The sequence below is a fragment of the Aliiroseovarius pelagivivens genome, assembly GCF_900302485.1.
In the GTDB taxonomy this organism is placed as follows: Bacteria; Pseudomonadota; Alphaproteobacteria; order Rhodobacterales; family Rhodobacteraceae; genus Aliiroseovarius; species Aliiroseovarius pelagivivens.
In genome coordinates this window covers 803,513-828,634 of the sequence record NZ_OMOI01000001.1, presented here as the reverse complement: position 1 = coordinate 828,634, position 25,122 = coordinate 803,513, and the positions used below count along the sequence as shown (strand labels likewise).

The window sequence follows — 25,122 nt, the reverse complement described above, 5'->3', positions numbered from 1 at the left end:
AAATACATGGCTGAACAAACCGGAACCGCAAAGCTCTCGTTCGGAGACAAAGAGCTCGAGCTCCCCATGTACTCCCCGACTGCCGGTCCTGATGTGATCGACATCACCAAGCTGTACGCTCAGGGCGGTGTTTTCACCTACGACCCGGGCTTCACGTCGACCGCAAGCTGTGATTCGACCATCACTTTCATTGATGGCGGCAAGGGCGAGCTTCTGTATCGCGGCTATCCGATCGATCAGCTGGCCGAGAAATCGCATTACCTCGAAGTCTGCTATCTGCTGCTGTACGGTGAACTGCCCAGCGAAGCCGAACTGGTGGATTTCGAAAGCCGCGTGACCCGTCACACGATGGTACACGAGCAGATGATCAAGTTCTTCTCGGGTTTCCGTCGCGACGCACACCCGATGGCGATCATCACCGGCGTTGTTGGCGCGATGTCGGCCTTCTATCACGACTCGACCGATGTGAATGACCCATGGCAGCGCGAAGTGGCTGCGATCCGCATGATCGCCAAGCTGCCCACCATTTGCGCGATGGCCTTCAAATACTCGGTTGGTCAGCCGTTCGTTTATCCGAAGAACGACCTGGATTACTCCTCGAACTTCCTGCGTATGTGCTTTGCCGTACCGGCTGAAGAATACGAAGTGAATCCGATCCTTGCCAAGGCAATGGACCGTATCTTCACGCTGCACGCCGACCACGAGCAAAACGCCTCGACCTCGACTGTGCGTCTGGCCGGTTCGTCGGGCGCCAACCCGTTCGCCTGTATCGCTGCCGGCATCGCCTGCCTGTGGGGCCCTGCCCACGGTGGTGCAAACCAAGCTTGCTTGGAAATGCTGCGTGAAATCGGCTCGGTCGACAACATTCCGGAATACGTGGCCCGAGCCAAGGACAAAGACGATCCGTTCCGCCTGATGGGCTTCGGTCACCGCGTCTACAAGAACTTCGACCCACGTGCGAAGGTCATGAAGGAAAGCGCTGACGAGGTTCTGGGCCTGCTGGGCATCGAGGACAACGAAACGCTGAAAGTTGCCAAGGAACTGGAGCGCATCGCGCTGGAAGATCCTTACTTCGTTGACAAGAAGCTGTACCCGAACGTCGACTTCTACTCAGGCATCATCCTCGAAGCGATGGGATTCCCGACCTCGATGTTCACCCCGATCTTCGCGCTGTCGCGCACCGTCGGCTGGATCTCGCAGTGGAAAGAGATGCTGGGCGATCCGGGTCAGAAAATCGGTCGTCCGCGCCAGCTGTACCTAGGCGACACCGAGCGCGACTATATCGACGTCGAAAAGCGCTAAGCCTCACGAAATCAGAGAAAAGCCGCCCAATTCGGGCGGCTTTTTTTCGTTTATGGGTAGCCGTCTTTCAAAGGGGCTAAAGCAACAAAAAAAGGAGCCCGAAGGCTCCTTCCTGATCGCGATCCGTTTGGGATCAGCGGCCTTCGTATTGCGGCGCGCGTTTCTCGAGGAATGCCATGACGCCTTCCTTGAAGTCGCGTGATTTACCGCATTCACCTTGCAGGCTGGCCTCAAGCGCAAGCTGTTCGTCAAGCGTGTTGCTCAGCGAAGCGCGCAGGGCTTTCTTGATGTTCCGATAGGACAGCGTCGGCCCTTTCGCCAGCTGTTCGGCCCGTTTGCGCCAAGTGGCTTCAAACGCATCGTCAGCGACACATTCCCAGATCAGGCCCAGATCAGCCGCTTCTTTCGCGGGCATCTTTTCAGCGAACAGAGCAGCGCCCATCGCCTTAGCAAAGCCCATCTGACGTGGCATCCAATAGGTGCCGCCCGCATCCGGGATCAGTCCAATGCGCGAGAAAGCCTGCATGAAGAACGCGCTTTCCGAAGCGATCACCACATCCGCAGCCAGAGCGATATTGGCCCCAGCCCCGGCAGCCGCGCCATTGACGGCCGAGATCGTTGGGATCGGGCTGTCATAGATGGCGCGCAGCAGCGGTTCGTATTCGTCACGCAAGGTGCGTTCCAGATCGACCTCGGCCGCATTGGCACGGTCGCCCAAATCTTGGCCCGAACAGAAAGCGCGGCCCGACCCGGTGATGACCAAAGCGCGGGCATTTTTGCCAGCTTCTTGCACCGCATGGGCGATCTCGGCGCGCATCTGGGTATTCAGGGCGTTCATTACATCAGCGCGGTCGAAGGTCAGAACCGCCAAGCCATCAGTGATGTCCAATGTGATCGTTTCGTAAATCATGTCATCCTCCCGGAGTTTCGCCCAGTTTATCCGACCAAGCGGTCAGGTAAAGATAAACGCCCCGTCATTTTGGAAGTTTCCTGCTGCCGCGCCTTATTCGTCCAGCAATTCATTCAGCCGATTCTGTTCGTCCTGCGTCAAAACCTGCGCCCCGTCCTGCGCCTGCGCGCGGCGGCGCAGATACAGTCCGCCCGACAGCAGCGCAATCAGGAACAGTGCTGGACCGGTGGCCCATAGAATCAGGTTTGCGCCCGAGCTGTTCGGCTTCATCAGAACATACTCGCCATAGCGTTCGACGATGAAACCTACGACCTCATCATTGCTGTCGCCTTCGACCAACCGCTCACGCACCAAAAGGCGCAGGTCACGGGCAATCGAGGCGTTGCTTTCATCAATATTCTCACCCCGGCAAACCACGCATTTCAGATCAGCCGAGATTTCGCGCGCGCGCTCTTCCAGCATCGGATCCGCAAGCACCTCGTCGGGATTCACGGCGTAAGCAGGCGCGGCAAGGCAGCCCATCACGGCCAGCGATGCAATCAAGCGTTTCATTCGGCAGGCACCCCTTCCATGCGGGTTTTGGCCGCCCCGGCAGCAACGCGGAATCGACGGTCAAACAAGCTGAACATACCTCCAAGCGCCATGATGATCGAGCCGGCCCAGATCCAGTTGGCGAAGGGCTTGATGAAAGTCCGTACAGCCCAGCCGCCGCCCTCTTGCGGGTCACCGATCACCAGATAGATGTCGGTCCAGAATCCGTTCGATATCGCCGCCTCTGTGGTGGGCATAGCCTGCACAGGATAGACGCGTTTTTCAGGATAGAGTGTGGTCAGCTGACTGCCATCACGATCCACCCGAAGTTCAGCCTTGGTCGAGATATAGTTCGGCCCTTGCTCGCGCCCGACGTTCACTAGCGTGATATCGTACTCGGCCACTTGGAAGGTTTCGCCGATCTGAGCGACGCGAATGTCTTCGACTTCCCATGCCATCAGACCGGAAATCCCCATCATCGTGATCCCAAGGCCGGCATGGGCGGCAAACTTGCCCCAGTCAGCACCCGGTAGACGGGTCAGGCGCGACAGGCGACCCGTGATGGCCCCACGTCCCGTACGGCTGAAGATGTCCGTCATGGACCCAGCCACCAGCCACGTCCCAAGGAACATACCAATCGGACCCAAAGCAGACTTGCCCGTCTGCATTGCCCAGACCAGCGCCAGAACGGCAATCGACAAGACCATGGCGGGCACCAGTTGTTTCACCGCGCGCCCGATCTTGGCGCGCTTCCACGGCAGCATGGCGCCGATGGGCATAACCAGTGCCAACACCACCATGAAGGGGGTGAAGGCGGCCTCAAAGAAGGGTGGGCCGACCGAGATCTTGCGGTCAAATGCCTCTCCCACCAAGGGCCAGATCGTACCAACGAAGACGACGAAGGACGACACGGCCAGCAGGATGTTATTCACGACCAAGGCGCTTTCTCGACTGACGAAACCGAAGACGCCCTTGGCCTCCATCGAACCAGCACGGGCCGCGAACAGCGTTAGCGCACCGCCAGTAAAGAACAGAAGGATGAACAGGATGAAGACGCCCCGATCGGGGTCGGATGCGAAGGCGTGGACCGAGGTGATGACACCCGAGCGTACAATAAATGTGCCAATCAACGAGAACCCAAAAGCAAGGATCGCCAAAAGGATCGTCCAGCTTTTGAGGCTTTCACGTTTCTCGACCACGATGGCCGAGTGCAACAAGGCCGCTGCGAACAGCCACGGCATGAAGGATGCGTTTTCAACTGGGTCCCAGAACCAGAAACCGCCCCAACCAAGCTCGTAATAAGCCCACCAACTGCCCAGCCCAATGCCAATGGTCAGGAAAACCCAAGCCGCCAGCGTCCACGGGCGCACCCAGCGCCCCCAGGCAGCGTCAATGCGGCCTTCAATCAGGGCGGCGACAGCGAAGGAAAACGCCATCGAAAGCCCCACATAGCCCAGATACAAAAACGGTGGGTGGAAGGCCAAGCCTGGGTCTTGCAGCAGCGGATTCAGATCCTGTCCGTCAAACGGAGGCTGAGCCAGACGCAGGAATGGGTTGGACGTAAAGATGATGAAGCACAAAAACGCCACCGCGATCGAGCTTTGCACCGCAAGCACGCGCGCTTTCAGCGTTCTGGGCAGGTTCTGCCCAAACCACGCCGCCGTCGCCCCAAATCCAGCAACGATCAGAACCCACAACAGAATCGACCCCTCGTGGTTCCCCCAAACGCCTGAGATTTTGTAAAGCATCGGTTTGGCGGAATGCGAGTTCAGCGTCACCAGCCGGACCGAGAAGTCCGAAGTCACAAACGCGTATGTCAGCGCCATAAACGAGGCGAGGATCAGAAGGAATTGTATGGTCGCGGCAGGTACCGCCATCTCCATCCAGCTGTTCCAGCCCTTGTGTGCCCCAATCAGCGGCACAATGGTTTGCACCACGGCCACGCCCAGCGCCAAGATCAGCGCAAAATGTCCAAGCTCTGTAATCATGCGCGGGACTTTATAGAGAGTCGCCCCCAGTCACTAGCCCTTGCCGCGTGATGCGGCACCGGGTCACGGTCTTTTGTTTGCATTCGGCCCTAGTGCACCAACAGATAAATCGTAGTGGAGCACATGACAGCCCCGAGAACCGGTGCGAGGAACGCCGCCCCATGCAACCCAAAGGATCGGTGAATCACGCCAAAATGCAGTACGGCCCCCGACAAATACACGGCAAGCGGCGCGAAATGCAGCGCGCTTGCAGCCATCGCCTCGGGTGCGCCCAGAAGTGCATAGATCCACCACCAACCCAGCACCAGACTTGCCCCGCACCAGCTGTAGGCCATTCCTAGCGCCAATGGGGTAGCGCGTTGCAAGTACAGCCACAGGAATGTCAGTGCAATCATCAGGCCCATCAACGTGATCGCGCCAAAGCCAATCTGGAAAATCGCTTGATACCCGACAGCCCAGTACCCAGCCTGAAGCATGACGGCCATCACAGCCACTAAAAGAGATGCTTGTTTCATTTCTGCAAGATACTCCTCACAACTGCATCCAATTCTGCTGCAGCTTGTTCGTTTCGTGAAAGTGCATGTTGAAATCGGTCCGCTAGGATAACGTCCTTCAGACGCTGTTTCACACATAGATACAGGCGCCGGATCATCGTCGCGCCCCAGCTGCAGGCAGCCTTTCACGGATGATGGTTGTGATCTCGATCAGGATGGATGAGTTCTTGTCCAGCACCGCCCGCGTGGCCTGATCCTTCTGCAAATCTCGGTAAAGCAAATAGAAGACCAGCAAGACCCATGGGCCATGCTCGGCCACCAGTTTCAGGATCAGATCACTTGTCATCACGACGCCTTACCCAGTCTTCCAGGGCCGCATTGTCGCTGGCATCCACGCGCCCGGTCGAAGAAGACGTGTCCCCTTCAGGCTGCGACCTAAGCTTCATTGGGGTCAGAGCAGCCGAATCTAGCGCTGCTTGCCCGGCAACCAAGGGATCAGAGAGAGCCTGTACTCCGTTCGCTCTAACCAGCACCTCGGCAATCGAGCGCTGGAACTCCTGCCCTTTGACCTGCTGACGCGCACCGAAGTAGAAGCTGACGATCGCGCCCATCAACCACCAAAGCGGCTCAGGCACCAAGGCGACACCTCGCATTCGATCTGCAAACCAAGCCGGGTCCACCATCGCCGCAGCGAACAGCCCCAGTGTCGCCAACGCCAAAGCTGGACGCGGGACGCGGTTCAGCCCATCCATGAAGCGGTCAAACCGCCCTGTGCGCGCATGCGCGAACTCGGCCGCGAAGGCCTCGACTACGGCCATTTGAAATCCGGCTTCACGCGCCGAGGCTGCCTCGGCGTTCTCGCGAAATACTTCCGCCGTCTCGCGCACCACATTCCCGCGCCCGCCGAACAGCACTTTGATCACGTCGCCCATCAGCCCCATGCCCGCACCCGTTGTTTGTGATCTGCATCCGTGAAGTGATAGCGGGGCGTGATGAATTCCTCGGCGCGCGTGATCCAGCCGCCTTTCCCACCATCCCGCCGGCGCGCATATTTGCGCGAGGTCGGTCGGCGATCCGCCAGACGATAGTAATAGTTGCGCCGTTCGATCCCATAGGCATCCACCAGATGATCCGGCGCGGCCTTCATTGCATCGCGTGCAACGCCCAAGGTCTGTGGCCCAAGCGCTCCATCCACAGCCAGCGCATACCCCATCTTAGCAAACAACCGTTGCAAGACCCGCACCGCATTTCCCCCTGCGTTGACATACATGTCAAAGACCGAAGCCTGTAGTGGCTCGGGCAGCTCTCCGATCCGGGGCTTGTGGAAGTAGTGCTTTAGGAAGATATCTCGCGCCTGCGCTTGGGTCAGGCGCTTCACATCGGACGGTGTGACCTTGCCATCACCGTCCAAGTCCAGCCCCAACCGGCGCATGGTGTGGATCGTGACCCCGTATTTGGTCGCCCCGCCGGGATCATCGGGATCGTTCACATAGCCACCTTCACGGGCGACAATCTGATCTGCAATTTCGGTGACACTCTGCATCCGGACCTTCCCCGCGTTTGAAACACGGGGACAAGGCTGCAGAAGTCAGGTTAACAATGTCGAAATCAATAGTCCGGTTCGACGTAGACACCCGTTTCCTTCAAGCTGTCCACGACCTCTTTCGGCATGTATTCCTCGTCATGTTTGGCAAGGATTTCAGTGGCTTCAAAGACACCTTCCACATAAGTTCCCGTGCCAATCATACCTTGGTTTTCGGAAAACAGATCCGGCAATACGCCTGTGTATCGCACCGGTACAGTTTCGGCCCCGTCGGTCACCGAGAAGCTGACCGTTTCCCCCTGCCCACGCACAATCGAGCCGTCAGACACCAGCCCGCCCATGCGGAACACCTCGTCCGCGCGGGGCGGTTCGGCAATCACTTCGGAGGGCGAGCGGTAATAGTTGATCCCGTCTTGCAGCGCATAGCCAATCAACCCCGTCGATAGGGCAAGTGCCACGAACGCCAGAATGATGATCTGGATACGACGAGTTTTCTTCAGGCTTTTAAGACCGGCCATGGGGGGCTCCTTCTTAAGGGCGATGGGTTACGGGAAAACCGGGGGCATCATCAGCCCGGTGGTTTCGTCTTCACCCAGCATCAAGTTGGCGTTTTGCAGCGCTTGGCCCGACGAGCCTTTGCACAGGTTGTCCAAGGCCGACACGACCAGCGCGCGCCCCGGGATGCGGTCGCCAGCGACTCCGAGGTGACATTGGTTTGATCCCATCACCTGTCCCATACCGGGCAACTTGCCGAAAGGCAGAACGGTGACAAAAGGTTCGTCAGCATATTGCTGGGCAAGGGCTGCATGGATCGCCTGCGGATCACCGTCTACATAGCAATCAGCCAGAATGCCCCGGTTTACCGGCACCAGATGCGGCATGAATTGGATACGCACATCACGCCCAGCAAGCATCGAAAACTCTTGGTCGAACTCACCCAGATGGCGGTGGGTGCCGCCCTGCGCGTATCCCAACACATCAGTCGAGCGCTCGGCAAACAGCATGTTCTCCTTCAGCGACCGTCCAGCGCCCGAGATGCCGTTCTTCAGGTCACAGATGATCCGGTCTAGATCAACGAGCCCGCCCGAAATCAAAGGACGCAGCGCATATTGCACTGTCGCAGCATTGCAGCCGGTGCCAGCCACCAGACGCGCACCCTTGATATCATCGCGATAGAACTCGGTCAGACCGTAAACAGCGGTTTTCTGCAGCTCGACCGCCACATGCGGCGCGCCATACCATTTTTCGTATTCGGCCGGATCGCGCAAACGGAAATCCGCGCCTAGATCAACGACTTTCACGCTTTCCGGCAGATCACGTACCAGCGCCTGCGACAGGCCATGCGGCAGCGCTGCAAAGGCAAGGTCTACGTTTGAGAAGTCGATCTCGTCCATCTTGACCAGCTTCGGCAGATCCAGATGGCGCAGATGGGGGTAGACGTCAGACATCTCTTGCCCAGCCTTGCGATCAGCGGACAAGGCAACGATTTCCATCGACGGATGGGTGGCGATCAGACGGACAAGCTCGGCGCCAGTATAGCCGGACGCACCAAGAATGGCGATTTTGTGGGTCATTCAGACCTCCTGCGAATTCGACGGATAGATAGGTGTTTTGTGCGCGCCTTGCAATCAGGCGGCTTCGAAAGCGATCTTTCGTCGCAGAAACTGGGTCGCGCGATTGGACACTTGGGCCGGGTTGCCGGTGGTCAGGAACTTCGACACAGTCCCTGTTCCGCGCATCTTGGGATGGCGATCAAGATAGTCCGCAAGGCTGTCAGCCACCAGATTTGCCTGACTATAGACCTTCACATCGGCGCCCAACGCGTCCTGGAATTCCTTTTCCATCAGCGGATAGTGGGTGCAGCCCAGAATAGCGGCCTCGGGCTTGGGCATTTTACGCTTCAACGCGTCCACATGGCTGCGCACCAAAGCTTCAGCCAAGATCAAGTCACCGTCTTCGATCGCATCCACGACACCGCCGCAGGCCTGCGCCTCGACATCCACGCCGATGGCGCGGAAAGCCAGTTCCCGCTGGAACGCGCGGCTCGAGACAGTGGCGGGCGTGGCAAACAGCGCGACGTGCTTCACCTCGACCTCGCGCGGGGGCGAGTTGTCGCCCCATTGGCGTTCTGTCAGCGCTTCGATCAGAGGGACAAACACGCCCAACACCCGCTTTTCGGTGGGGATCCAGCTTTCCTGCATCCGCCGCAGCGCTGCAGCCGAGGCGGTGTTACAGGCCAGTATGACAAGATCACAGCCCTGATCCCACAAAGCCGAAACAGCCTTGGTTGTCAGGTCATATACGTCATCCGCATCCCGCACCCCGTAAGGCGCGTGCGCATTGTCGCCGTAATATACGAAGTCCACATCCGGCAGACGTTTCGAGACCGCATCCAGAACCGTCAATCCGCCCAGACCACTATCGAAAATACCTACTGCCATCGTCCTATGCCCCGTCCTAAGACCTGTGTTTTTCCTCGAACTCGAACCCATAGGCACCCGTGGCACCGGGGGTCTTGGACAAGGCATAGGTCCGATCGCGCAGGAAATCCATCATGGATTTAGCGTCTTGCGCATATTCGCCCCATTCACCGGGTAAAATCGGCTGACCGATAGACAGGCTTACTGGCTGGTCTGTCCGTTTGCTAAATTCTCGGATCAGAAGCGCCATGCGCAACGTCGTGTGCAAATGACTTGCCACCTGAAAACTGCGCGAGTTGTGACCATGAAAACAAATCGGAACGACGGTCGCGTTGGATTTCGCAATCATCCTTGCCGTAAAGCGTCGCCAACCTGGATCCAACGGCAGTCCGAAGGGTTTTTGCGCGGTCGAGACCGTGCCGCCGGGAAAAACCCCAATAGCACCGCCATCATTCAGGTAAGAGCGCGCGGTGTTGCGCGTCTGAAGATTTACATTCATTGCCGCACGGGTTTCAGCGAAATCGACAGGCAGGATCACCCGGCTCAGGTCCTCGGCCTTGCGAAACACCTGATTGGCCAGAATGCGAAAATCACCACGTTGGCGGCTTAAAATATGCCCCATAACCAGCCCGTCCAGAATGCCATAGGGGTGGTTGGCGACCAAAATCAGCGGACCGTCACGTGGGATCAGATTCAGACTGCCTTCGACTACATCCAACGACAGCCCATAGCGATCCACCATCACCTGCCAGAAGTCCCGCCCATCGGCCACCTCGGCGTCGTAGCCATGGGCGCGTTTGATCAGGCGCAGACGACCCGTTGCGTTTTCCATAGCTCTGATAACGGCGCGGCCCTGACGGGTTTGCGCACTATGGGCATAGGTGAGGTCGCGGGCGACGTGTCTGCTCATGCTCTGGTCCTTGGTCGGAGGTCTTATTTGCCGCCGCTAAGTAACAGCCTTATGTCACAGGTTGAACAGTTACTCTGCCGCCTCCTGAACTTGACCAGATCCGTCAAGCTTCGACCAAAGCGCGCGACCGCGCGTCTCAGCGGCGGCGACGCTGGCCTCTTTCACCGGGCCAAAGCCGCGGATCGACAAGGGCAGCGACGCAATTTCCAGCGCAACTTCGGTATTCGCCTCGGTCAAGCTGGCCGCCAGACGCTGCATGTCGGCTTCGTAATCAGCGATCAGCTTGCGCTCGGTCACGCGTTCATCGGACCGGCCAAAGGGATCAAGCGCGGTGCCGCGTAGCCCTTTCATCTTGGCCAACAGCGGCGCGGCACGTTCGAACCAACCACTGAACCCGCGTTTCTTAGGACGACCATTTGGATCCGTGCCCCCCAAGAGCGGCGGCGCAAGGTGATAGGTCAGCTTCAGATCGCCATCGAACTCGGCTTCAGCCTTTGCACGTGTTTCGCACAGCAGGCGCGCGACCTCGTATTCGTCCTTATAAGCCAACAGCTTGTGATAGCCTTTCGCCACGGGTTCCTGCAGCACTTCCGGCATAGCAGCCACGAATTCGCGGTACTTCCGCGCCAGTGCTTCATTTTGGTATTTCGCCAGATGATCAGCCCGGAAGGCAACGATCTCGGCCAAGGTCTTGGGAAGGTCAATCACATCTTCCTGCGTGAACTTCGCCGCCTCCTCGGGGAAAGCAACCGCCCAGCGCCCCAGTTCAAACGCCCGCTTGTTGCGGTCAGGGGCCTGCCCGTTCAGGTCAATCGCGTGCATCAAGGCTTCAAAGGTCAGCGGCACATACCCCGCCTGCCAAGACGCCCCCAACACCATCATGTTGGAAAAGATGCTGTCGCCCATCAGTACCCGCGCAAGTTCGCTGGCATCGAACATCGCCAGACGATCCCGCAGGCGCGCCTGCAATGACAGCTGCAGCTGATCGCCCGGAATGGTGAAATCCGTGTCCCGGGTGAATTCACCGGTCACGGTTTCATGACTGTCTACTACGGCGCCAGTACGCCCGGTTTTGGTCAGACCCAACGTGGTCGACGCGGCCGAGACCACCAATTCGCATCCGATCAGCGCATCACATTCTCCAGTCGCCACACGAATGGCCGAGATATCCTCTGGCTTTTCAGCCAGCCGCAGATGGACCGTGACCGCGCCGCCCTTTTGGGCCAGCCCCGCCATCTCCATCATGCCGGCACCTTTGCCATCGATATGCGCCGCCTGTGCCATCACGGCACCGATGGTCACAACGCCTGTACCGCCAACACCGGTGATCACCGTGTTGAACGTGCCGTCTATCGTGGGCAGCACTGGCATCGGCAGGTCGGGCAGCTTCACTTCTGCCGTAGCGGCCTTCTTCAACTTCGCACCTTCAACCGTCACGAAGCTGGGGCAGAAGCCGTTCACACAGCTGAAATCCTTGTTGCAGCTGGACTGGTCAATCGCACGCTTACGGCCCAGCTCGGTCTCGACCGGGACGATGGACACGCAGTTTGACTGCACGCCGCAGTCACCACAGCCTTCGCATATATCCGTGTTGATAAAGACCCGCTTGTCGGGATCTGGGAACAGCCCGCGCTTACGGCGGCGACGCTTTTCGGCGGCACAGGTCTGGATATAGAGGATGATCGACACCCCCTTCAAATTTCTGCATTTTTCCTCGATCGGCAACAGCTCGTCGCGTGAATGGAGGCTCACCCCTTTCGGGAAGGCAGCAGGGTCCACATCCTCTTTGTCATCATAGACGACGAAGATGTTCTTGGCCCCCATCGCCAACACTTCACGCGCGATCCGGGGCGCATCCAGATCCCCTTCGTTGGTCTGCCCGCCGGTCATTGCGACGGCATCGTTGTAGAGGATCTTGTAGGTGATGTTCACATCCGCCGCCAAAGCCGCGCGGATCGCCAGAATGCCCGAATGGTTGTAGGTCCCGTCGCCAAGGTTCTGGAATACATGCTCGGTTTTCGAGAACGGTGCCTCGCCAATCCAGTTCACGCCCTCGCCGCCCATCTGGGTCGAACCAAGCGTCGAACGGTCCATCCACTGCACCATATAGTGACAGCCGATCCCGGCATACCCACGGCTGCCATCGGGTAGCTTGGTCGAGGTGTTATGCGGGCAACCCGAGCAGAAATAGGGCAATCGCGCCGCGATATTGGGCGCATTGTCTGCCCCGCGTGCTTGCGCCAGCGCGTCCAACCCGGCTTTTACGGCCTCGGTCCCGCGTCCTTCCTCGACTAGAATATCACCTAACTTCTCAGCAATCATGATCGGGTCCAGCGCATAGCGCGTGGGGAACAGCTCCAGCTGGCGTCCGTTTTCCCATGTGTCGCCCTTGTGCCAGCCATAGACGCGGCGGCCTCGGCGATCATCAAAGATCGCTTCCTTGATCTGCACCTCGATCAACTTGCGCTTCTCTTCCACGACGACGACCAGATCCAGCCCTTCGGCCCATTCATGGAAGGACTGCATGTCCAAAGGCCAAGTCTGCCCGACCTTATAGGTGGTGATGCCAAGACGTTCGGCCTCGGCCTCGTCAATGCCCAACAAGTTCAACGCATGGACCAGATCCAGCCAGTTTTTGCCCGCCGCGACGAAGCCGATCTTCGCCCCCGGCTTGCCCCAGACACGCTTGTCGATGCGGTTGGCGCGGGCGTAAGCCTCGGCTGCGAACCGCTTATAGTCGATCATCCGCGCTTCCTGCGGAATGCGATCGTCCATCAGACGGATGTTCAGCCCGCCTTCGGGCATGTCGAACTCGGGCGTGACAAGTTTCATCCGGTCGACGCGGCCATCCACGACCGAGGTCGCCTCGACTGTGTCTTTCATCACTTTCAAGCCGGCCCAAAGACCCGAGAAGCGGCTCAACCCATATCCGTAAACACCAAAGTCGATGATTTCCTGCACACCCGCAGGGCTGAGCACCGGGATATACGCATCCACCATCGCCCAATCAGATTGATGCAACACGGTTGAGCTTTCGCCCGTGTGGTCATCCCCCATCGCCATCAAGACACCGCCCTTAGGCGCGGAGCCCGCCATGTTGGCATGGCGCATCACATCGCCTGTTCGGTCTACGCCCGGCCCCTTGCCGTACCACAGCCCGAACACACCATCGCGCGCACCTTCACCGCGCACTTCCGCTTGCTGGCTACCCCACAGTGCCGTAGCTGCCAGATCTTCGTTCAGGCCCGGTTGAAACAGAATGTCGTTTTCGCTCAGCACGCCTTGCGCACGTGACATCCAAAGGTCCACGGCCCCCAAAGGAGACCCCCGATACCCGGTCACATAGCCAGAGGTCTCAAACCCCGCGCGCCGATCCCGTTCCCTCTGCGTCAGCATCAAGCGCACCAAAGCCTGCGTGCCATTCAACAAAACCTGATCCTTCGACAGATCAAACCGGTCATTCAGAGTGATTTCTGGCTTGCCCATGCCGTACCTCCCAATACGAATAGCTTGCTGGAGATTGGTCTCCATTTTAGGTCATAATATATGACCCATCAAAACAAATCCAATCACAATCCGTTCTAGCTTTCATCACGATTCTGATGGTAACAGTGTGAACAGATTACACGCTAACAGGGATTGGTTCGTACGTCATGGACTGGGATAAACTCAGAATATTTCACGCCGTGGCAGATGCAGGGTCACTCACTCATGCTGGCGACGCGCTCCACCTGTCCCAATCCGCTGTGTCGCGCCAGATCCGCGCACTTGAGGAAGGGCTGAATGCCACTCTGTTTCACCGTCATGCGCGAGGACTGATTCTTACCGAACAGGGTGAGCTGCTGTTTGACGCCACCAAAGCCATGAACCACCGCCTTGAAGCTGCAGTCGCCCGCATTCGGGACAGTAAAGAGGAAGTGTTCGGTGAACTCCGCGTCACGACGACGACCGCATTTGGATCGATGTGGTTGGCCCCGCGCCTGCCGAAGCTTTACGAAAGCTATCCCGATCTGCGCATTGACTTGATGCTGGAAGAGCGCGTTTTGGACCTGCCAATGCGCGAGGCCGACGTGGCCATTCGCATGAAAGAGCCCAGCCAGGCGGACCTGATCCGCAAGCGGTTGATGGATGTGCACATGCGCCTTTACGCGACCCCCAGCTATTTAGAGGCCAACGGCACGCCCGAAACACTTGAGGATCTGTCGAAGTTTCGCTTGATCTGCCAAAACACTTCGGCGGCACAAGTCAGCGCAGGGGCTGCATTGGTACGCGAGTTGTTGACCTATGATGTCGGGTCTCTTCTGACGGTGAACAACTATTTCGGCGTCCTGCAATCAGTCCTGAGCGATCTGGGAATCGGTGTCCTGCCAGACTACATCACGCAAGACTTCCCCCAATTGACGCGCGTCCTGCCGGAAGTCGAAAGCAAAGACATCCCTGTTTATCTGGCCTATCCCGAGGAATTGCGCGCCTCGAAACGGATCGAAGCGTTCCGAGACTTCGTCACGTCGGAATTGGCTGCGCAGCGCCGCAGCATGGCAAGCTGATAAATACATTCGCAATCAGTGATGCGTTCAAGCAACACTCGGGCCAGCATGACCCAACGGAAAGTACCCTTTCCGGCAGGACTTTTACCACGTTAAGTTTATATAATCATTAGACTATCCCAAGGCGAGCTGCTCAGAATGCCGTCAGATAGGCGCAAAACACGCTTTAGACATGCGGAAAATGCATAGCTGCAATGCAGCATTTTACCTTGATGCGACTCATTCCCCCCCCTAAATCAGGTTCAAAGCCGATGGTTGAGCATCGCTCTAGTCGGTTTTTACCTCCCTGTTGGACTTGGCCGGGCTCTGCCCGGCCTTTTTTTTGCCTGAACGCCCAATGTTCCTGCAAAACAAGGCAGGCAGACCCTTCCCCAAAGCTCACCCTTCCCCTAAAAGGCGCAGCAACAGACATGGGTATTCGCCACGTATGCGAGTCGATGTCGCTGCAACGCCGAAGGGGACCGAGCATGAGCGAGCCGAAAATCACCACCGATCTGATTGAAGCACACGGCCTGAAACCTGATGAGTACGAGCTGATCCTCGAAATCATAGAACGTGAACCAAGCTTCACCGAACTGGGCATCTTCTCGGCTATGTGGAACGAGCACTGCTCGTACAAGTCCTCGAAAAAATGGCTACGCACGCTACCGACCGAAGGCCCGCAGGTTATCTGTGGTCCGGGTGAAAACGCAGGCATCGTAGATATTGGCGACGGTCAGGCCATCGTGTTCAAGATGGAAAGCCACAACCACCCGTCCTACATCGAGCCCTATCAAGGTGCTGCGACTGGCGTGGGCGGCATTCTGCGCGACGTCTTCACCATGGGCGCCCGCCCGATTGCCGCGATGAACGCCCTGTCCTTCGGCGAGATTGATCACCCCAAAACCAAACAGCTGGTCAACGGCGTGGTCGAAGGCATCGGTGGTTACGGCAACTGTTTCGGGGTTCCCAATGTGGGCGGCGAAGTACGCTTCCACCCGGCCTATAACGGCAACTGCCTTGTAAACGCCTTTGCAGCAGGTCTGGCAGACGCAGACAAGATTTTCTATTCGGCTGCGTCGGGTGTCGGTATGCCAGTTGTATATCTGGGCGCGAAAACCGGCCGCGACGGTGTTGGCGGCGCGACCATGGCCTCGGCCGAGTTCGACGACACGATCGAAGACAAGCGCCCCACCGTTCAGGTTGGCGACCCCTTCACCGAAAAACGCTTGATGGAAGCCACGCTAGAGCTGATGCAGACCGGCGCCGTAATCTCGATCCAGGATATGGGGGCCGCTGGCCTGACCTGTTCGGCGGTCGAAATGGGCGACAAAGGTGGTCTGGGCGTCAAGCTGAACCTTGAAGATGTGCCGCAGCGCGAAGACGACATGACAGCCTACGAGATGATGCTGTCCGAAAGCCAAGAGCGGATGCTCATGGTTCTGAAGCCGGAAAAAGAGGCCGAAGCCCGCGCCGTGTTCGACAAGTGGGACCTCGACTTTGCCATCGTGGGTGAAACCCTTGCCGAAGACCGCTTCCTGATCATGCACCATGGCGAGGTAAAAGCCGATCTGCCGCTGTCGCCCCTGTCGGGCCGCGCACCGGAATATGACCGCCCGTGGGTCGAAACCCCGGCAGCCGAAGAACTGGCCGACGTACCGGAAATCGATCCGATTGACGGCCTGAAGGCTCTGATCGGTTCTGCAAACCACGCTGCAAAGCAGTGGGTCTATGAACAATATGACCACATGGTTATGGCAGACACCGTGCGCGCACCCGGTCTGGGTGCAGGCATTGTGCGCGTGCATGGCACCGATAAAGCCGTGGCCTTCACCTCGGACGTGACGCCGCGCTACGTGAAAGCGAACCCGCTGGAAGGTGGACGTCAAGCCGTGGCCGAAGCTTATCGCAACCTCACCGCCGTGGGTGCAAAACCGCTGGCAACTACTGACAACTTGAACTTCGGCAACCCCGAAAAGCCCGAAATCATGGGCCAGTTCGTCGGCGCCATCAAAGGCATCGGTGAAGCCGTAGCCGCTTTGGACGTGCCGATCGTTTCGGGCAACGTCTCGCTTTACAACGAGACTGACGGTCAGGGGATCCTGCCGACACCGACCATCGGAGCCGTGGGCCTGCTGGACAGCTTGGACGACATGATCGACGGCGTGGCCCGTGACGGACACGTCGCGATGGTCGTGGGCGAGACCCAAGGCCATTTGGGTCAATCCGCACTGCTGGCCGAGGTCTTCAACCGCGAAGACGGCGACGCTCCGCATGTGGATCTGGACGCTGAAAAACGCAACGGCGAATTCATCCGCGCCAACCGTGAACTGATCAAAGCGTGTTCAGACCTGTCGGATGGCGGTCTGGCACTTGCGGCTTTTGAGATGGCCGAGGCCGGTGAAGTTGGTGTTCAGCTGGACGCCTCGGACACCCCGACGCTGTTCGGTGAAGATCAGGCACGCTATCTGGTGGCCTGTAACTTCGATCAGGCCGAAGCGCTTATGATCGAAGCTGGCCGCACTGGCGTTCCGATCACCACAGTTGGCCGTTTCACCGGTGACAGCGTGAAGATGGGTGGCTCGGAAGCGTCTCTTGCAGAACTGGCGCAGATCTTCCGCACCGGTTTCGATCAGGCGCATTCGTAAATGACAGGTCCGGTGCCGCTGGCGCAGGATCCCTCGACACTGGTCGCCGATTGCGCGACCTGCATGGGGCTGTGCTGTGTGTCTCCGGGCTTCGACGCGGGCGATGATTTTGCCTTTGACAAGCGCGCCCTTGCGCCGTGTCGTCACCTTGGCCGGGACAATCTGTGTCGCATCCACGAGACCTTGACGGATCAGGGCTTTCCGGGCTGTGCCAAATTCGATTGCAAAGGCGCGGGACAATACGTGACCCAACAGATCTTCCCGCGCAAACGCTGGCGCAAAGACCGCGAAACGCTGGAAGCCGTGTCCGAGGCCTATCGTCGGATGCGCGCCATTTGTGACATGGCGGAGCTGCTGCATCTGGCCGCGCGTCTACCCCTGTCAGTCTCGCAAGAGGCCGCCCGGCAAGCCATGCTGGACCGCCTTCTGCCCGAGCCCACTTGGACAGACGAAACGCTGGCCCAAGCCGAAGAAGCAGGCATTCTGTCCGACGCCCGCGCAGTCCTGACCAGTTTTCGTGATGCCGCAATGCGCCGCTAACCCTTGCGGCTGCCCTGCCCCACACATAAGTTAAACAAAACAGACAAAAAGGTTTCGCCAATGTCCATGGAAGCATCCAAAATCGAAGACCTGATCCGCGCAGGTTTCCCCAACGCCCAGATCACCATCACCGATCTTGCTGGCGACGGGAACCACTGGGCGGCCGAGGTCGTGGATGAAAGCTTTCGCGACATGAACCGCGTACAGCAGCAACGCGCCGTAAACGCCACCGTGCGCGAACAGATTGACAGCGGAGAGCTGCACGCACTGGCGCTGACGACCAAGGTGCCTGAATAATCACTCCTCCGCTCAACGGGCGGCACGATACAACCGATCAACGAATGCGCCACGGCGCGTAAGGAAAATGACATGACCGACGCAAAAACACGCATCGACGAAACCGTCAAAGCCAATGACGTGGTGCTTTATATGAAGGGCACGAAAGAGATGCCGCAATGCGGGTTCTCGTCCCGCGTGGCTGGCGTTCTGAACTACATGGGCGTGGATTATGCCGATGTGAATGTGCTGGCGGATGAAGAAATCCGCACGGGCATCAAGGAATATTCCGACTGGCCGACCATCCCGCAGCTTTACGTCAAGGGCGAGTTCGTGGGCGGCTGTGATATCGTGACCGAGATGACCCTGTCGGGCGAACTGGACACACTATTTGCTGACAACGGCGTGACCTTTGACAAAGACGCTGCCGACAAAATCCGCGAAGCGAACGCTTAACGGTCTGGGGATAGGGGCACAGCCCCTCGCCCTTGTCGGGCTCACCCCGGGATATTTGAGACAAGAAAAAGGCGCGTCGATTGTTCGGCGCGCCTTTCTAGTTTGGATATAGCGACCAAGGTCAGCCGGATGTGAGCCGCTCTTCGACAGAAGCGGCCATCGCTTCGGTCCGGGCAGCGATTTCGGCCAGAGTATCGGTGACTGCAGCGGGCACAACCGGTACTTCAACCTTTTGAGGTTCTGCGTTTTTCAGCGCCTCAAGTTCGCGCTCCAATTCGGCCACGCGGCGCTCGGTCAGTTTGACCTTGTCTTCCATTCCAGCGGTCTTGTCCGCCAGCATCAGTCCCGACATTAAAAGCAATCGGCTTTCGGTCAGGTTCGAGATCTGGCTGACCAGTACGGCGGCTTCCGTATCCAGCATCGCGGCAGCTGATTTCAGGAAATGTTCTTCGCCTTCCTGGCAGGCCACCTCGAAACTGCGACTTCCGATCGTGATTGTGACGTTAGGCATGCGTATCCTCCTCGCTCACGTTGGTGGTCTGTGCAGCAGTCATTGCAGCCAGTTCGGTCAACACAACTTCAAGCTCAGCGCGATCGGCCTGTTGCGTGGCCTTTAACGCCGAAAGTTCTGCAACCATGGCATCATTTATCAGCTCAGCTTCGACAACTCCGGAATTTGCCGCCTGACGCAAGGCATCATTCGCGCTTCGCAGCTCTTGATTGGATTTGCGCAGTGTATCGGCAGTGGCTTCTGACTGGGCCAGTTGATCATGCAATCGAGCAACCTCAACTTCGACAGTTGCGACCTTGTCAGTGATCTGGGTTTTCAACGCAGAGAGCCGCTCGCTCAGCTGCGCGTTGGCCGTGCGTTCGTCTTCAAGCTGACGGGTCAGTTGGTCGACTTCATCGGTAACGGCCGCAGGCCGATCGGCCCACTTGTCCAGTCCTGCATTGATCCGTTCCAGCGCCGTGGTTATGCGGGTCTCTAGTTCGGAAATATCACTCATAATGTGCCCTGTTTAATCCTCTTGGCCTGATCTTGTCACAAGGATGCAGAACACTCAACGCCCTGTGGACGTATCGCAGCCTCAAACGCGATTCGTTGCCATATGCGGCGCAGCCCCCTTAATCGGCCTCCAGCGACACGCAGTGCCGTATGATTACAGATACTTGCGCCCTCCTACACCCTGCAAAGCCTTGCTTTGCTTGACCCAAGCGGCAGGACTGCTATCAGGGGCCAATCTTTACTTAGCCAAAGGACTCGGACCTTGGATATCGCTGCACTTGCCAAAGCCCACCCTGACCACTGGAAAAAAGCCGCCGCCATCCGCGCCTTGACGCTGGATGCCGTTGCCGCCGCCAATTCCGGCCACTCTGGCATGCCGATGGGCATGGCCGATGTGGCAACGGTGCTGTTTGAAAACCACCTGAAGTTTGACCCCACCGCACCGCGCTGGGAAGACCGCGACCGGTTCATCCTGTCCGCAGGTCACGGGTCTATGCTGATCTATTCGCTGCTCTATCTGACGGGCTACAAAGACGTCACGCTGGACCAGATCAAAAACTTCCGTCAATGGGGGGCGATTACCGCAGGTCACCCGGAATACGGCCACGTTTCCGGCGTTGAAACCACCACCGGCCCCTTGGGTCAGGGTATTGCCAACGCAGTTGGCTTCGCGATGGCAGAAGAAATCCAGCGCGCCCGTTTCGGCAAGAAGATCGTTGATCACTTCACCTATGTCATCGCAGGCGATGGTTGCCTGATGGAAGGCCTCAGCCAGGAAGCCATCGGTATTGCAGGTCGTCACGAGCTGTCAAAGCTGGTCGTCCTGTGGGACAACAACGACATCACCATTGATGGCAAGGTATCGCTGTCGGACCGCACCGATCAGGTTCAGCGCTTCAAGGCGTCTGGCTGGCACGTGCAGGAAATCGACGGCCATGATCCCGCGCAGATCGACGCGGCCATCACCAAGGCCAAATCGACCAACAAACCGTCGATGATTGCCTGCAAAACGCATATCGCTTTGGGCCACGCCGCACAGGACACATCGAAGGGCCATGGCGCGTTGACCGATGCCGAACAACTTGCTGCCGCAAAAGAAGTCTACGGCGCACCGCAAGGTGCCTTCGAAGTCCCCGCCGACGTGAAAGCACAATGGGAAGCCATGGGTGCCCGTGGTGCAGCTGCGCATGCTGACTGGGATGAACGCTTCACATCGATTTCGGACCGCAAGCAGGCCGAGTTCAAGCGCGCCTATGCTTTGGACGCCCCGAAGAAGCTGGCCTCGGTTGTGCGCAAGCTGAAAAAGGACGTTGCAGAAAACAAGCCCTCAGTTGCAACTCGCAAGTCCTCGGAGATGGCGCTGGCTGTGATCAATCCGGTGATGCCGGAAACCGTTGGCGGCTCGGCCGACCTGACCGGATCGAACAACACCAAGACCGGTGATCTGGGCGTCTTTGACACCGACAACCGTGGTGGTCGTTATATCTATTGGGGTATCCGCGAGCACGGCATGGCTGCTGCGATGAACGGTATGACCCTGCACGGTGGCATGCGCCCCTATGGCGGCACATTCTTCTGCTTTACCGACTATGCGCGCCCGTCGATGCGTCTGGCATCTCTGATGCGGATCCCGACCGTGTTCGTAATGACCCACGACTCGATCGGTGTTGGCGAAGACGGCCCGACCCACCAGCCGGTCGAGCATCTGGCGATCTGCCGCGCGACCCCGAACAGCTATACGTTCCGTCCTGCCGACACGGTGGAAACTGCCGAAGCATGGGAGATCGCGCTGACCACGAAAGAGACGCCGTCGACCTTGGTTCTGACACGCCAAAACCTGCCGACCCTGCGCACCGACTACAAGCAGAAGAACCTTACCGCTCAGGGTGGGTACGTGCTGGCCGATGCCGAGGTTGGCAAGCGTCAGGTGATCCTGATTGCTACCGGTTCGGAAGTGTCGCTGGCAATGGAAGCGCGCGCTGAGCTGGAAGCCCAAGGAATCGGTACCCGCGTTGTCTCGATGCCCTGTATGGAGCTGTTTGCCGAGCAAGACGAAGCCTATCGCCGCAAGGTTCTGCCCGCAGGTGCCGTGCGCGTTGGCGTCGAAGCTGCTGTACGCGATGGCGGCTGGGATCGCTTGCTGCTGGGCGAACGTGGCCGAGAAAACAAGCAAGCCTTTGTCGGCATGACCGGATTTGGTGCCTCGGCTCCGGCCGGTGTGTTGTTCGAGAAGTTCGGCATCACAACCGCCAACGTGGTGACCAAAGCCAAAGAGCTTCTGGCTTAAACCCAGCCAGCTAAAAGATTTAGACCTGAAGTCTGCTTAGATTTTTGGTCAGCATCATCAAAAACGCCCCGCCCGATTGGTGGGGCGTTTTCTTTATGCCTTTCAAACCCGCCCCGGATCGGACAGTCTGCGCCTGTTTTGTCAAAGGATGCCAACGTGCTGTCAGCTCTAAGCGAAAATCATCGAGGCGCAGTTTTCATGGTCTTTGCTATGGGAGCATTCGCGCTTGAGGACATGGCATTGAAGGCCGCAGCGCGCGACATCCCAATCGGTCAAGCAGTTGCACTGTTTGGCTTGGGTGGGCTGGTTGTGTTCGGGGCGTTGGCGCGCGCGCAAGACGCACAGGTTTTTCACCCAGATCTGCGCTCGCCCGTTTTGATTTGGCGGTCCCTGTCCGAGATCGCGGGCCGTTTATTCTATGCGCTGGCCATTGCACTGACTCCTCTGTCCAGCGCCTCGGCCATTTTGCAGGCCACGCCACTGGTCGTGGCTTTGGGCGCTGTGATCGTATTCAAGGAACGCGTCGGACTGCGACGTTGGCTGGCAATTCTCGTGGGGTTCATCGGGGTCTTGATGATCTTGCGGCCCGGCTTGGATGCATTCGATCCACTGTCAGTATTCGCTGTGCTGGGAATGCTCGGTTTCGCCGGGCGTGATCTTGCAACCCGCGCCAGCCCTTCGACCCTATCTGGCGCACAGCTTGGCGTGGCGGGTTTCGCGGTGCTGACCGTATCGGGGCTGGTCCTCGTTGCCGTAGGGGGCGAGCTGCGCGCCCTGACGCCAGCGGCCAGCGGGTTCCTTGTACTGGCAACCGTGTTCGGCGTCTTGGCATATGGTGCGCTGACATTCGCGATGCGGACCGGAGAGGTCTCGGTCGTCACCCCATTTCGCTATTCGCGGCTGCTCTTCGCGCTTGTTCTGGGCGTCGCGGTATTCCACGAACGCCCAGACATGATGACGCTGGCAGGCAGCGCCGTCATCGTGCTGAGCGGGCTGTTCCTGCTCAGCCGATCGAAGCCAAGGACTTAGGCTTTTCCCTTAAAGATCGCGCCCCAGATCGGCCCGATTACCCATGTCGCGACAGGAATGATCAGAACGCCCAGCGCAAGGCCAAGAACACCGTCCAGCGCAGCCGTCACGACCCAATTCACGAACCCCGCAAATTGCGGCACCGCATGCGCAGCCGCTTCAGCCATATGGTGAATAGTGTCATAGGGCAGATGCCAGCCCAGTTCATGGAAACCATGAACGATGATCGATCCGCCGACCCAGATCATCGCCGCGGTACCCACGATGGTCAGAAGCTTCATGACATAAGGCATCGCTTTCACGATCCCACGGCCCAGCGCCTGCGTCGCGCCCAACCGCGCGTTATTGGCCAGATACAGGCCGAAATCGTCCGCTTTCACGATCAGCGCTACCGAGCCATAGACCGCAACGGTGATACCTACGGCAGCAACGGCCAGAGTGGCGGCCTCCATCCAGAAATTGCTGTTCGGGATGCCTGACAGGATGATGGTCATGATCTCGGCTGACAGGATGAAGTCAGTCTTGATCGCACCTGCGATCTTGGCCTCTTCCAGATGCGCCGGGTCGCCTTCTTCATGTTCGGCGTGATCCCAAGTGTGATCATGCGGGAACAGCGTGTGCCAGACCTTCTCAGCCCCTTCAAAACACAGGTAAGCTCCACCCAACATCAGCAGTGGTGCGATCGCCCAAGATGCAAAGGCTGACAGAAGCAATGCGATAGGCAGAAGGATGATCAGCTTGTTCTTGATCGACCCCCAGGCAATGCGCCCGATAATCGGAAGCTCGCGCTTGGCTTCAAACCCTTGCACGTATTTCGGCGTCACGGCGGCATCGTCGATCACCGCACCCGCTGCTTTCGCGCTGGCCTTGGCCGCCTGCCCCGCGACATCGTCGATCGAGGCTGCCGCGACCTTCGCGATGCCTGCCACGTCGTCCAGTAGTGCAATCAAACCGCTCATCGTACCGCCTTCACTGTCATTGTACTCATCTGAGGCGAATCTAGCGAAACCACCCTGAAGGGCAAGGGCAGGACGGCCCGACCCTTGGAATAATTCAGCCCCGTGAAGGTTTGCGCTAACTTACACACACCCCTGCGCTGGATGATTGATGTTTTCGCTATCATGCTGCTACGGAAGGTGTTTTCTGGGTTGGGTGGCCACGCCGTCAGCGATATACCGCGTGCAAGTCTGAACAACTCTCGCGGCCAGCGATTGCCGCCTTGTGAAAGAGGAAAACACCCATGACCGTCAAAGTCGGTATCAACGGATTTGGTCGTATCGGCCGCTGCACCTTGTCGCAGATCGCTGCTTCGGGACGCGAAGACATTCAGGTTGTGAAGGTCAACGCGACCGGCCCCTTGGAAACCGCAGCGCATCTTCTGAAATACGACAGTGTGCATGGGCGCTTCCCGAACGACGTCGTTCTGGGTGATGGGACCATGGATATTGGCCAAGGCCCGATGCAGATGATGTCGACCTATGACATGAACGAACTGGACTGGGATGGCTGTGATGTTGTTCTGGAATGCACCGGTAACTTCAACGACGGCATCAAGGCCAAACCGCACCTCGAGCGTGGCGCGAAAAAAGTTCTGCTGTCGGCCCCCGGTACCAACGTGGACAAGACCATTGTCTGTGGCGTGAACGAAGAGATGCTGACCGCCGACGACGTGATGGTGTCGAACGGTTCGTGCACCACCAACTGTCTGGCTCCGGTTGCCAAGGTTCTGCTGAACGCTTTCGGCATTGAAAGCGGCATCATGACCACGATCCACGCTTATACCGGCGACCAGCCGACGCTGGACCGTCGCCACAAGGATCTGTACCGCGCTCGCGCCGCTGCGATGTCGATGATCCCGACCTCGACCGGTGCTGCCAAAGCTTTGGGCGAGGTTCTGCCCGCCCTGAAAGGCAAGCTCGACGGATCCGCCGTACGCGTGCCGACCCCGAATGTTTCGGCTGTGGACCTGACGGTTGTGCTTGAAAAGGATGTGACCGTGGCGGACGTGAACGCCGCGATGAAGGAAGCCTCGCAAGGCGCCATGAAAGGCGTTCTGGGCTATACGGAAGAAAAGCTGGTCTCGACCGACTTTAACCACACCGAAGAAAGCTCGATCTTCGCAGCTGACCAAACCAAGGTCATCGGCGGCCGTCTGGTGCGCGTTCTGGCGTGGTATGACAACGAATGGGGCTTCTCGACCCGCATGGGCGATCTGGCCGTAAAGATGGCCACGCTGTAGTCCATCAGCAATAAGAC

24 protein-coding genes are annotated in these 25,122 nt (G+C 58.4%); 9 read left to right on the top strand and 15 right to left on the bottom strand.

Annotated elements, in window-relative coordinates; all coding sequences use genetic code 11:
- The first annotated feature begins 6 nt into the window (after positions 1 to 6).
- A complete protein-coding gene (gltA, locus tag ALP8811_RS04065) occupies positions 7 to 1,302 on the top strand; it encodes a citrate synthase (RefSeq protein ID WP_108855896.1) in 1,296 nt (431 codons plus the stop codon).
- Between the two features lie 133 nt (positions 1,303 to 1,435).
- Here gltA and ALP8811_RS04060 read toward each other — a convergent pair whose 3' ends face one another.
- From ALP8811_RS04060 to ALP8811_RS04005, 12 genes are all read right to left on the bottom strand, one after another.
- Positions 1,436 to 2,212, bottom strand: a complete 777-nt coding sequence (locus ALP8811_RS04060) for an enoyl-CoA hydratase-related protein (protein ID WP_108855895.1) — start codon at positions 2,210 to 2,212, stop codon at positions 1,436 to 1,438.
- Between the two features lie 93 nt (positions 2,213 to 2,305).
- Positions 2,306 to 2,764, bottom strand: coding sequence for a cytochrome c-type biogenesis protein (locus ALP8811_RS04055; protein ID WP_108855894.1), 459 nt, complete (start codon positions 2,762 to 2,764; stop codon positions 2,306 to 2,308).
- Positions 2,761 to 4,731 carry a heme lyase CcmF/NrfE family subunit gene (locus tag ALP8811_RS04050; protein ID WP_108855893.1) on the bottom strand — a complete coding sequence of 657 codons (1,971 nt, stop codon included), beginning with the start codon at positions 4,729 to 4,731 and terminating at the stop codon, positions 2,761 to 2,763. The genes ALP8811_RS04055 and ALP8811_RS04050 overlap by 4 nt, the downstream gene beginning before the upstream one ends.
- Before the next feature lie 89 nt (positions 4,732 to 4,820).
- Positions 4,821 to 5,246, bottom strand: a complete 426-nt coding sequence (locus ALP8811_RS04045) for a hypothetical protein (RefSeq protein WP_146183984.1) — start codon at positions 5,244 to 5,246, stop codon at positions 4,821 to 4,823.
- A gap of 133 nt (positions 5,247 to 5,379) precedes the next feature.
- Positions 5,380 to 5,571, bottom strand: a complete 192-nt coding sequence (locus tag ALP8811_RS04040) for a hypothetical protein (RefSeq protein WP_108855891.1) — start codon at positions 5,569 to 5,571, stop codon at positions 5,380 to 5,382.
- Positions 5,561 to 6,166, bottom strand: coding sequence for a holin family protein (locus ALP8811_RS04035; RefSeq protein WP_181363682.1), 606 nt, complete (start codon positions 6,164 to 6,166; stop codon positions 5,561 to 5,563). The genes ALP8811_RS04040 and ALP8811_RS04035 overlap by 11 nt, the downstream gene beginning before the upstream one ends.
- Positions 6,157 to 6,768, bottom strand: a complete 612-nt coding sequence (locus ALP8811_RS04030) for a holin-associated N-acetylmuramidase (RefSeq protein ID WP_108855890.1) — start codon at positions 6,766 to 6,768, stop codon at positions 6,157 to 6,159. The genes ALP8811_RS04035 and ALP8811_RS04030 overlap by 10 nt, the downstream gene beginning before the upstream one ends.
- 65 nt (positions 6,769 to 6,833) lie before the next feature.
- Positions 6,834 to 7,286 carry a cytochrome c maturation protein CcmE gene (ccmE, locus tag ALP8811_RS04025; protein WP_108855889.1) on the bottom strand — a complete coding sequence of 151 codons (453 nt, stop codon included), beginning with the start codon at positions 7,284 to 7,286 and terminating at the stop codon, positions 6,834 to 6,836.
- A gap of 27 nt (positions 7,287 to 7,313) precedes the next feature.
- Positions 7,314 to 8,342, bottom strand: a complete 1,029-nt coding sequence (gene argC / locus ALP8811_RS04020) for an N-acetyl-gamma-glutamyl-phosphate reductase (RefSeq protein WP_108855888.1) — start codon at positions 8,340 to 8,342, stop codon at positions 7,314 to 7,316.
- Between the two features lie 54 nt (positions 8,343 to 8,396).
- Positions 8,397 to 9,209, bottom strand: coding sequence for a glutamate racemase (murI, locus tag ALP8811_RS04015; protein WP_108855887.1), 813 nt, complete (start codon positions 9,207 to 9,209; stop codon positions 8,397 to 8,399).
- Between the two features lie 16 nt (positions 9,210 to 9,225).
- Complete coding sequence (locus ALP8811_RS04010) at positions 9,226 to 10,098, bottom strand: lysophospholipid acyltransferase family protein (protein ID WP_108855886.1); 873 nt, start codon at positions 10,096 to 10,098, stop codon at positions 9,226 to 9,228.
- Positions 10,099 to 10,167: 69 nt separating this feature from the next.
- Positions 10,168 to 13,584 carry an indolepyruvate ferredoxin oxidoreductase family protein gene (locus ALP8811_RS04005; protein WP_108855885.1) on the bottom strand — a complete coding sequence of 1,139 codons (3,417 nt, stop codon included), beginning with the start codon at positions 13,582 to 13,584 and terminating at the stop codon, positions 10,168 to 10,170.
- Positions 13,585 to 13,751: 167 nt separating this feature from the next.
- Here ALP8811_RS04005 and ALP8811_RS04000 point away from each other — a divergent pair, with 167 nt between their 5' ends.
- The 5 genes from ALP8811_RS04000 to grxD all read left to right on the top strand — a co-directional run bounded on the left by ALP8811_RS04000 (position 13,752) and on the right by grxD (position 18,544).
- Entirely contained in the window at positions 13,752 to 14,645 is an 894-nt protein-coding gene (locus ALP8811_RS04000) for a LysR family transcriptional regulator (RefSeq protein ID WP_108855884.1), read from the top strand.
- Between the two features lie 467 nt (positions 14,646 to 15,112).
- A complete protein-coding gene (purL, locus tag ALP8811_RS03995; RefSeq protein ID WP_108855883.1) occupies positions 15,113 to 17,272 on the top strand; it encodes a phosphoribosylformylglycinamidine synthase subunit PurL in 2,160 nt (719 codons plus the stop codon).
- Positions 17,273 to 17,812: a hypothetical protein gene (locus ALP8811_RS03990; protein ID WP_108855882.1), complete on the top strand. Its 540-nt coding sequence runs from the start codon at positions 17,273 to 17,275 to the stop codon at positions 17,810 to 17,812.
- A gap of 60 nt (positions 17,813 to 17,872) precedes the next feature.
- A complete protein-coding gene (locus tag ALP8811_RS03985; RefSeq protein WP_108855881.1) occupies positions 17,873 to 18,109 on the top strand; it encodes a BolA family protein in 237 nt (78 codons plus the stop codon).
- 72 nt (positions 18,110 to 18,181) lie between these two features.
- A complete protein-coding gene (grxD, locus tag ALP8811_RS03980) occupies positions 18,182 to 18,544 on the top strand; it encodes a Grx4 family monothiol glutaredoxin (protein WP_108855880.1) in 363 nt (120 codons plus the stop codon).
- 121 nt (positions 18,545 to 18,665) lie between these two features.
- Here grxD and ALP8811_RS03975 read toward each other — a convergent pair whose 3' ends face one another.
- Positions 18,666 to 19,055 carry a cell division protein ZapA gene (locus tag ALP8811_RS03975; protein WP_108855879.1) on the bottom strand — a complete coding sequence of 130 codons (390 nt, stop codon included), beginning with the start codon at positions 19,053 to 19,055 and terminating at the stop codon, positions 18,666 to 18,668.
- Complete coding sequence (locus ALP8811_RS03970; RefSeq protein WP_108855878.1) at positions 19,048 to 19,551, bottom strand: hypothetical protein; 504 nt, start codon at positions 19,549 to 19,551, stop codon at positions 19,048 to 19,050. Before ALP8811_RS03970 ends, ALP8811_RS03975 begins: the two co-directional genes overlap by 8 nt.
- Before the next feature lie 261 nt (positions 19,552 to 19,812).
- On the opposite strand from ALP8811_RS03970, the gene tkt reads away from it, so the two are divergent.
- Complete coding sequence (gene tkt, locus ALP8811_RS03965) at positions 19,813 to 21,837, top strand: transketolase (RefSeq protein WP_108855877.1); 2,025 nt, start codon at positions 19,813 to 19,815, stop codon at positions 21,835 to 21,837.
- Between the two features lie 210 nt (positions 21,838 to 22,047).
- Positions 22,048 to 22,866 carry a DMT family transporter gene (locus ALP8811_RS03960; RefSeq protein WP_245924636.1) on the top strand — a complete coding sequence of 273 codons (819 nt, stop codon included), beginning with the start codon at positions 22,048 to 22,050 and terminating at the stop codon, positions 22,864 to 22,866.
- Here ALP8811_RS03960 and ALP8811_RS03955 read toward each other — a convergent pair.
- Positions 22,863 to 23,825, bottom strand: coding sequence for a DUF808 domain-containing protein (locus ALP8811_RS03955; protein WP_108855876.1), 963 nt, complete (start codon positions 23,823 to 23,825; stop codon positions 22,863 to 22,865). The genes ALP8811_RS03960 and ALP8811_RS03955 overlap by 4 nt on opposite strands.
- Before the next feature lie 281 nt (positions 23,826 to 24,106).
- Between ALP8811_RS03955 and gap the strand changes: the two genes are divergently transcribed.
- A complete protein-coding gene (gene gap / locus ALP8811_RS03950) occupies positions 24,107 to 25,105 on the top strand; it encodes a type I glyceraldehyde-3-phosphate dehydrogenase (protein WP_108855875.1) in 999 nt (332 codons plus the stop codon).
- Positions 25,106 to 25,122: the final 17 nt, after the last annotated feature.

Coding starts and splice junctions, on each gene's coding strand:
- gltA (WP_108855896.1), top strand. CDS start 7: ATGGCTGAACAAACCGGAACCGCAAAGCTCTCGTTCGGAGACAAAGAG.
- ALP8811_RS04060 (WP_108855895.1), bottom strand. CDS start 2,212: ATGATTTACGAAACGATCACATTGGACATCACTGATGGCTTGGCGGTT.
- ALP8811_RS04055 (WP_108855894.1), bottom strand. CDS start 2,764: ATGAAACGCTTGATTGCATCGCTGGCCGTGATGGGCTGCCTTGCCGCG.
- ALP8811_RS04050 (WP_108855893.1), bottom strand. CDS start 4,731: ATGATTACAGAGCTTGGACATTTTGCGCTGATCTTGGCGCTGGGCGTG.
- ALP8811_RS04045 (WP_146183984.1), bottom strand. CDS start 5,246: ATGAAACAAGCATCTCTTTTAGTGGCTGTGATGGCCGTCATGCTTCAG.
- ALP8811_RS04040 (WP_108855891.1), bottom strand. CDS start 5,571: ATGACAAGTGATCTGATCCTGAAACTGGTGGCCGAGCATGGCCCATGG.
- ALP8811_RS04035 (WP_181363682.1), bottom strand. CDS start 6,166: ATGGGGCTGATGGGCGACGTGATCAAAGTGCTGTTCGGCGGGCGCGGG.
- ALP8811_RS04030 (WP_108855890.1), bottom strand. CDS start 6,768: ATGCAGAGTGTCACCGAAATTGCAGATCAGATTGTCGCCCGTGAAGGT.
- ccmE (WP_108855889.1), bottom strand. CDS start 7,286: ATGGCCGGTCTTAAAAGCCTGAAGAAAACTCGTCGTATCCAGATCATC.
- argC (WP_108855888.1), bottom strand. CDS start 8,342: ATGACCCACAAAATCGCCATTCTTGGTGCGTCCGGCTATACTGGCGCC.
- murI (WP_108855887.1), bottom strand. CDS start 9,209: ATGGCAGTAGGTATTTTCGATAGTGGTCTGGGCGGATTGACGGTTCTG.
- ALP8811_RS04010 (WP_108855886.1), bottom strand. CDS start 10,098: ATGAGCAGACACGTCGCCCGCGACCTCACCTATGCCCATAGTGCGCAA.
- ALP8811_RS04005 (WP_108855885.1), bottom strand. CDS start 13,584: ATGGGCAAGCCAGAAATCACTCTGAATGACCGGTTTGATCTGTCGAAG.
- ALP8811_RS04000 (WP_108855884.1), top strand. CDS start 13,752: ATGGACTGGGATAAACTCAGAATATTTCACGCCGTGGCAGATGCAGGG.
- purL (WP_108855883.1), top strand. CDS start 15,113: ATGAGCGAGCCGAAAATCACCACCGATCTGATTGAAGCACACGGCCTG.
- ALP8811_RS03990 (WP_108855882.1), top strand. CDS start 17,273: ATGACAGGTCCGGTGCCGCTGGCGCAGGATCCCTCGACACTGGTCGCC.
- ALP8811_RS03985 (WP_108855881.1), top strand. CDS start 17,873: ATGTCCATGGAAGCATCCAAAATCGAAGACCTGATCCGCGCAGGTTTC.
- grxD (WP_108855880.1), top strand. CDS start 18,182: ATGACCGACGCAAAAACACGCATCGACGAAACCGTCAAAGCCAATGAC.
- ALP8811_RS03975 (WP_108855879.1), bottom strand. CDS start 19,055: ATGCCTAACGTCACAATCACGATCGGAAGTCGCAGTTTCGAGGTGGCC.
- ALP8811_RS03970 (WP_108855878.1), bottom strand. CDS start 19,551: ATGAGTGATATTTCCGAACTAGAGACCCGCATAACCACGGCGCTGGAA.
- ALP8811_RS03960 (WP_245924636.1), top strand. CDS start 22,048: ATGGGAGCATTCGCGCTTGAGGACATGGCATTGAAGGCCGCAGCGCGC.
- ALP8811_RS03955 (WP_108855876.1), bottom strand. CDS start 23,825: ATGAGCGGTTTGATTGCACTACTGGACGACGTGGCAGGCATCGCGAAG.
- gap (WP_108855875.1), top strand. CDS start 24,107: ATGACCGTCAAAGTCGGTATCAACGGATTTGGTCGTATCGGCCGCTGC.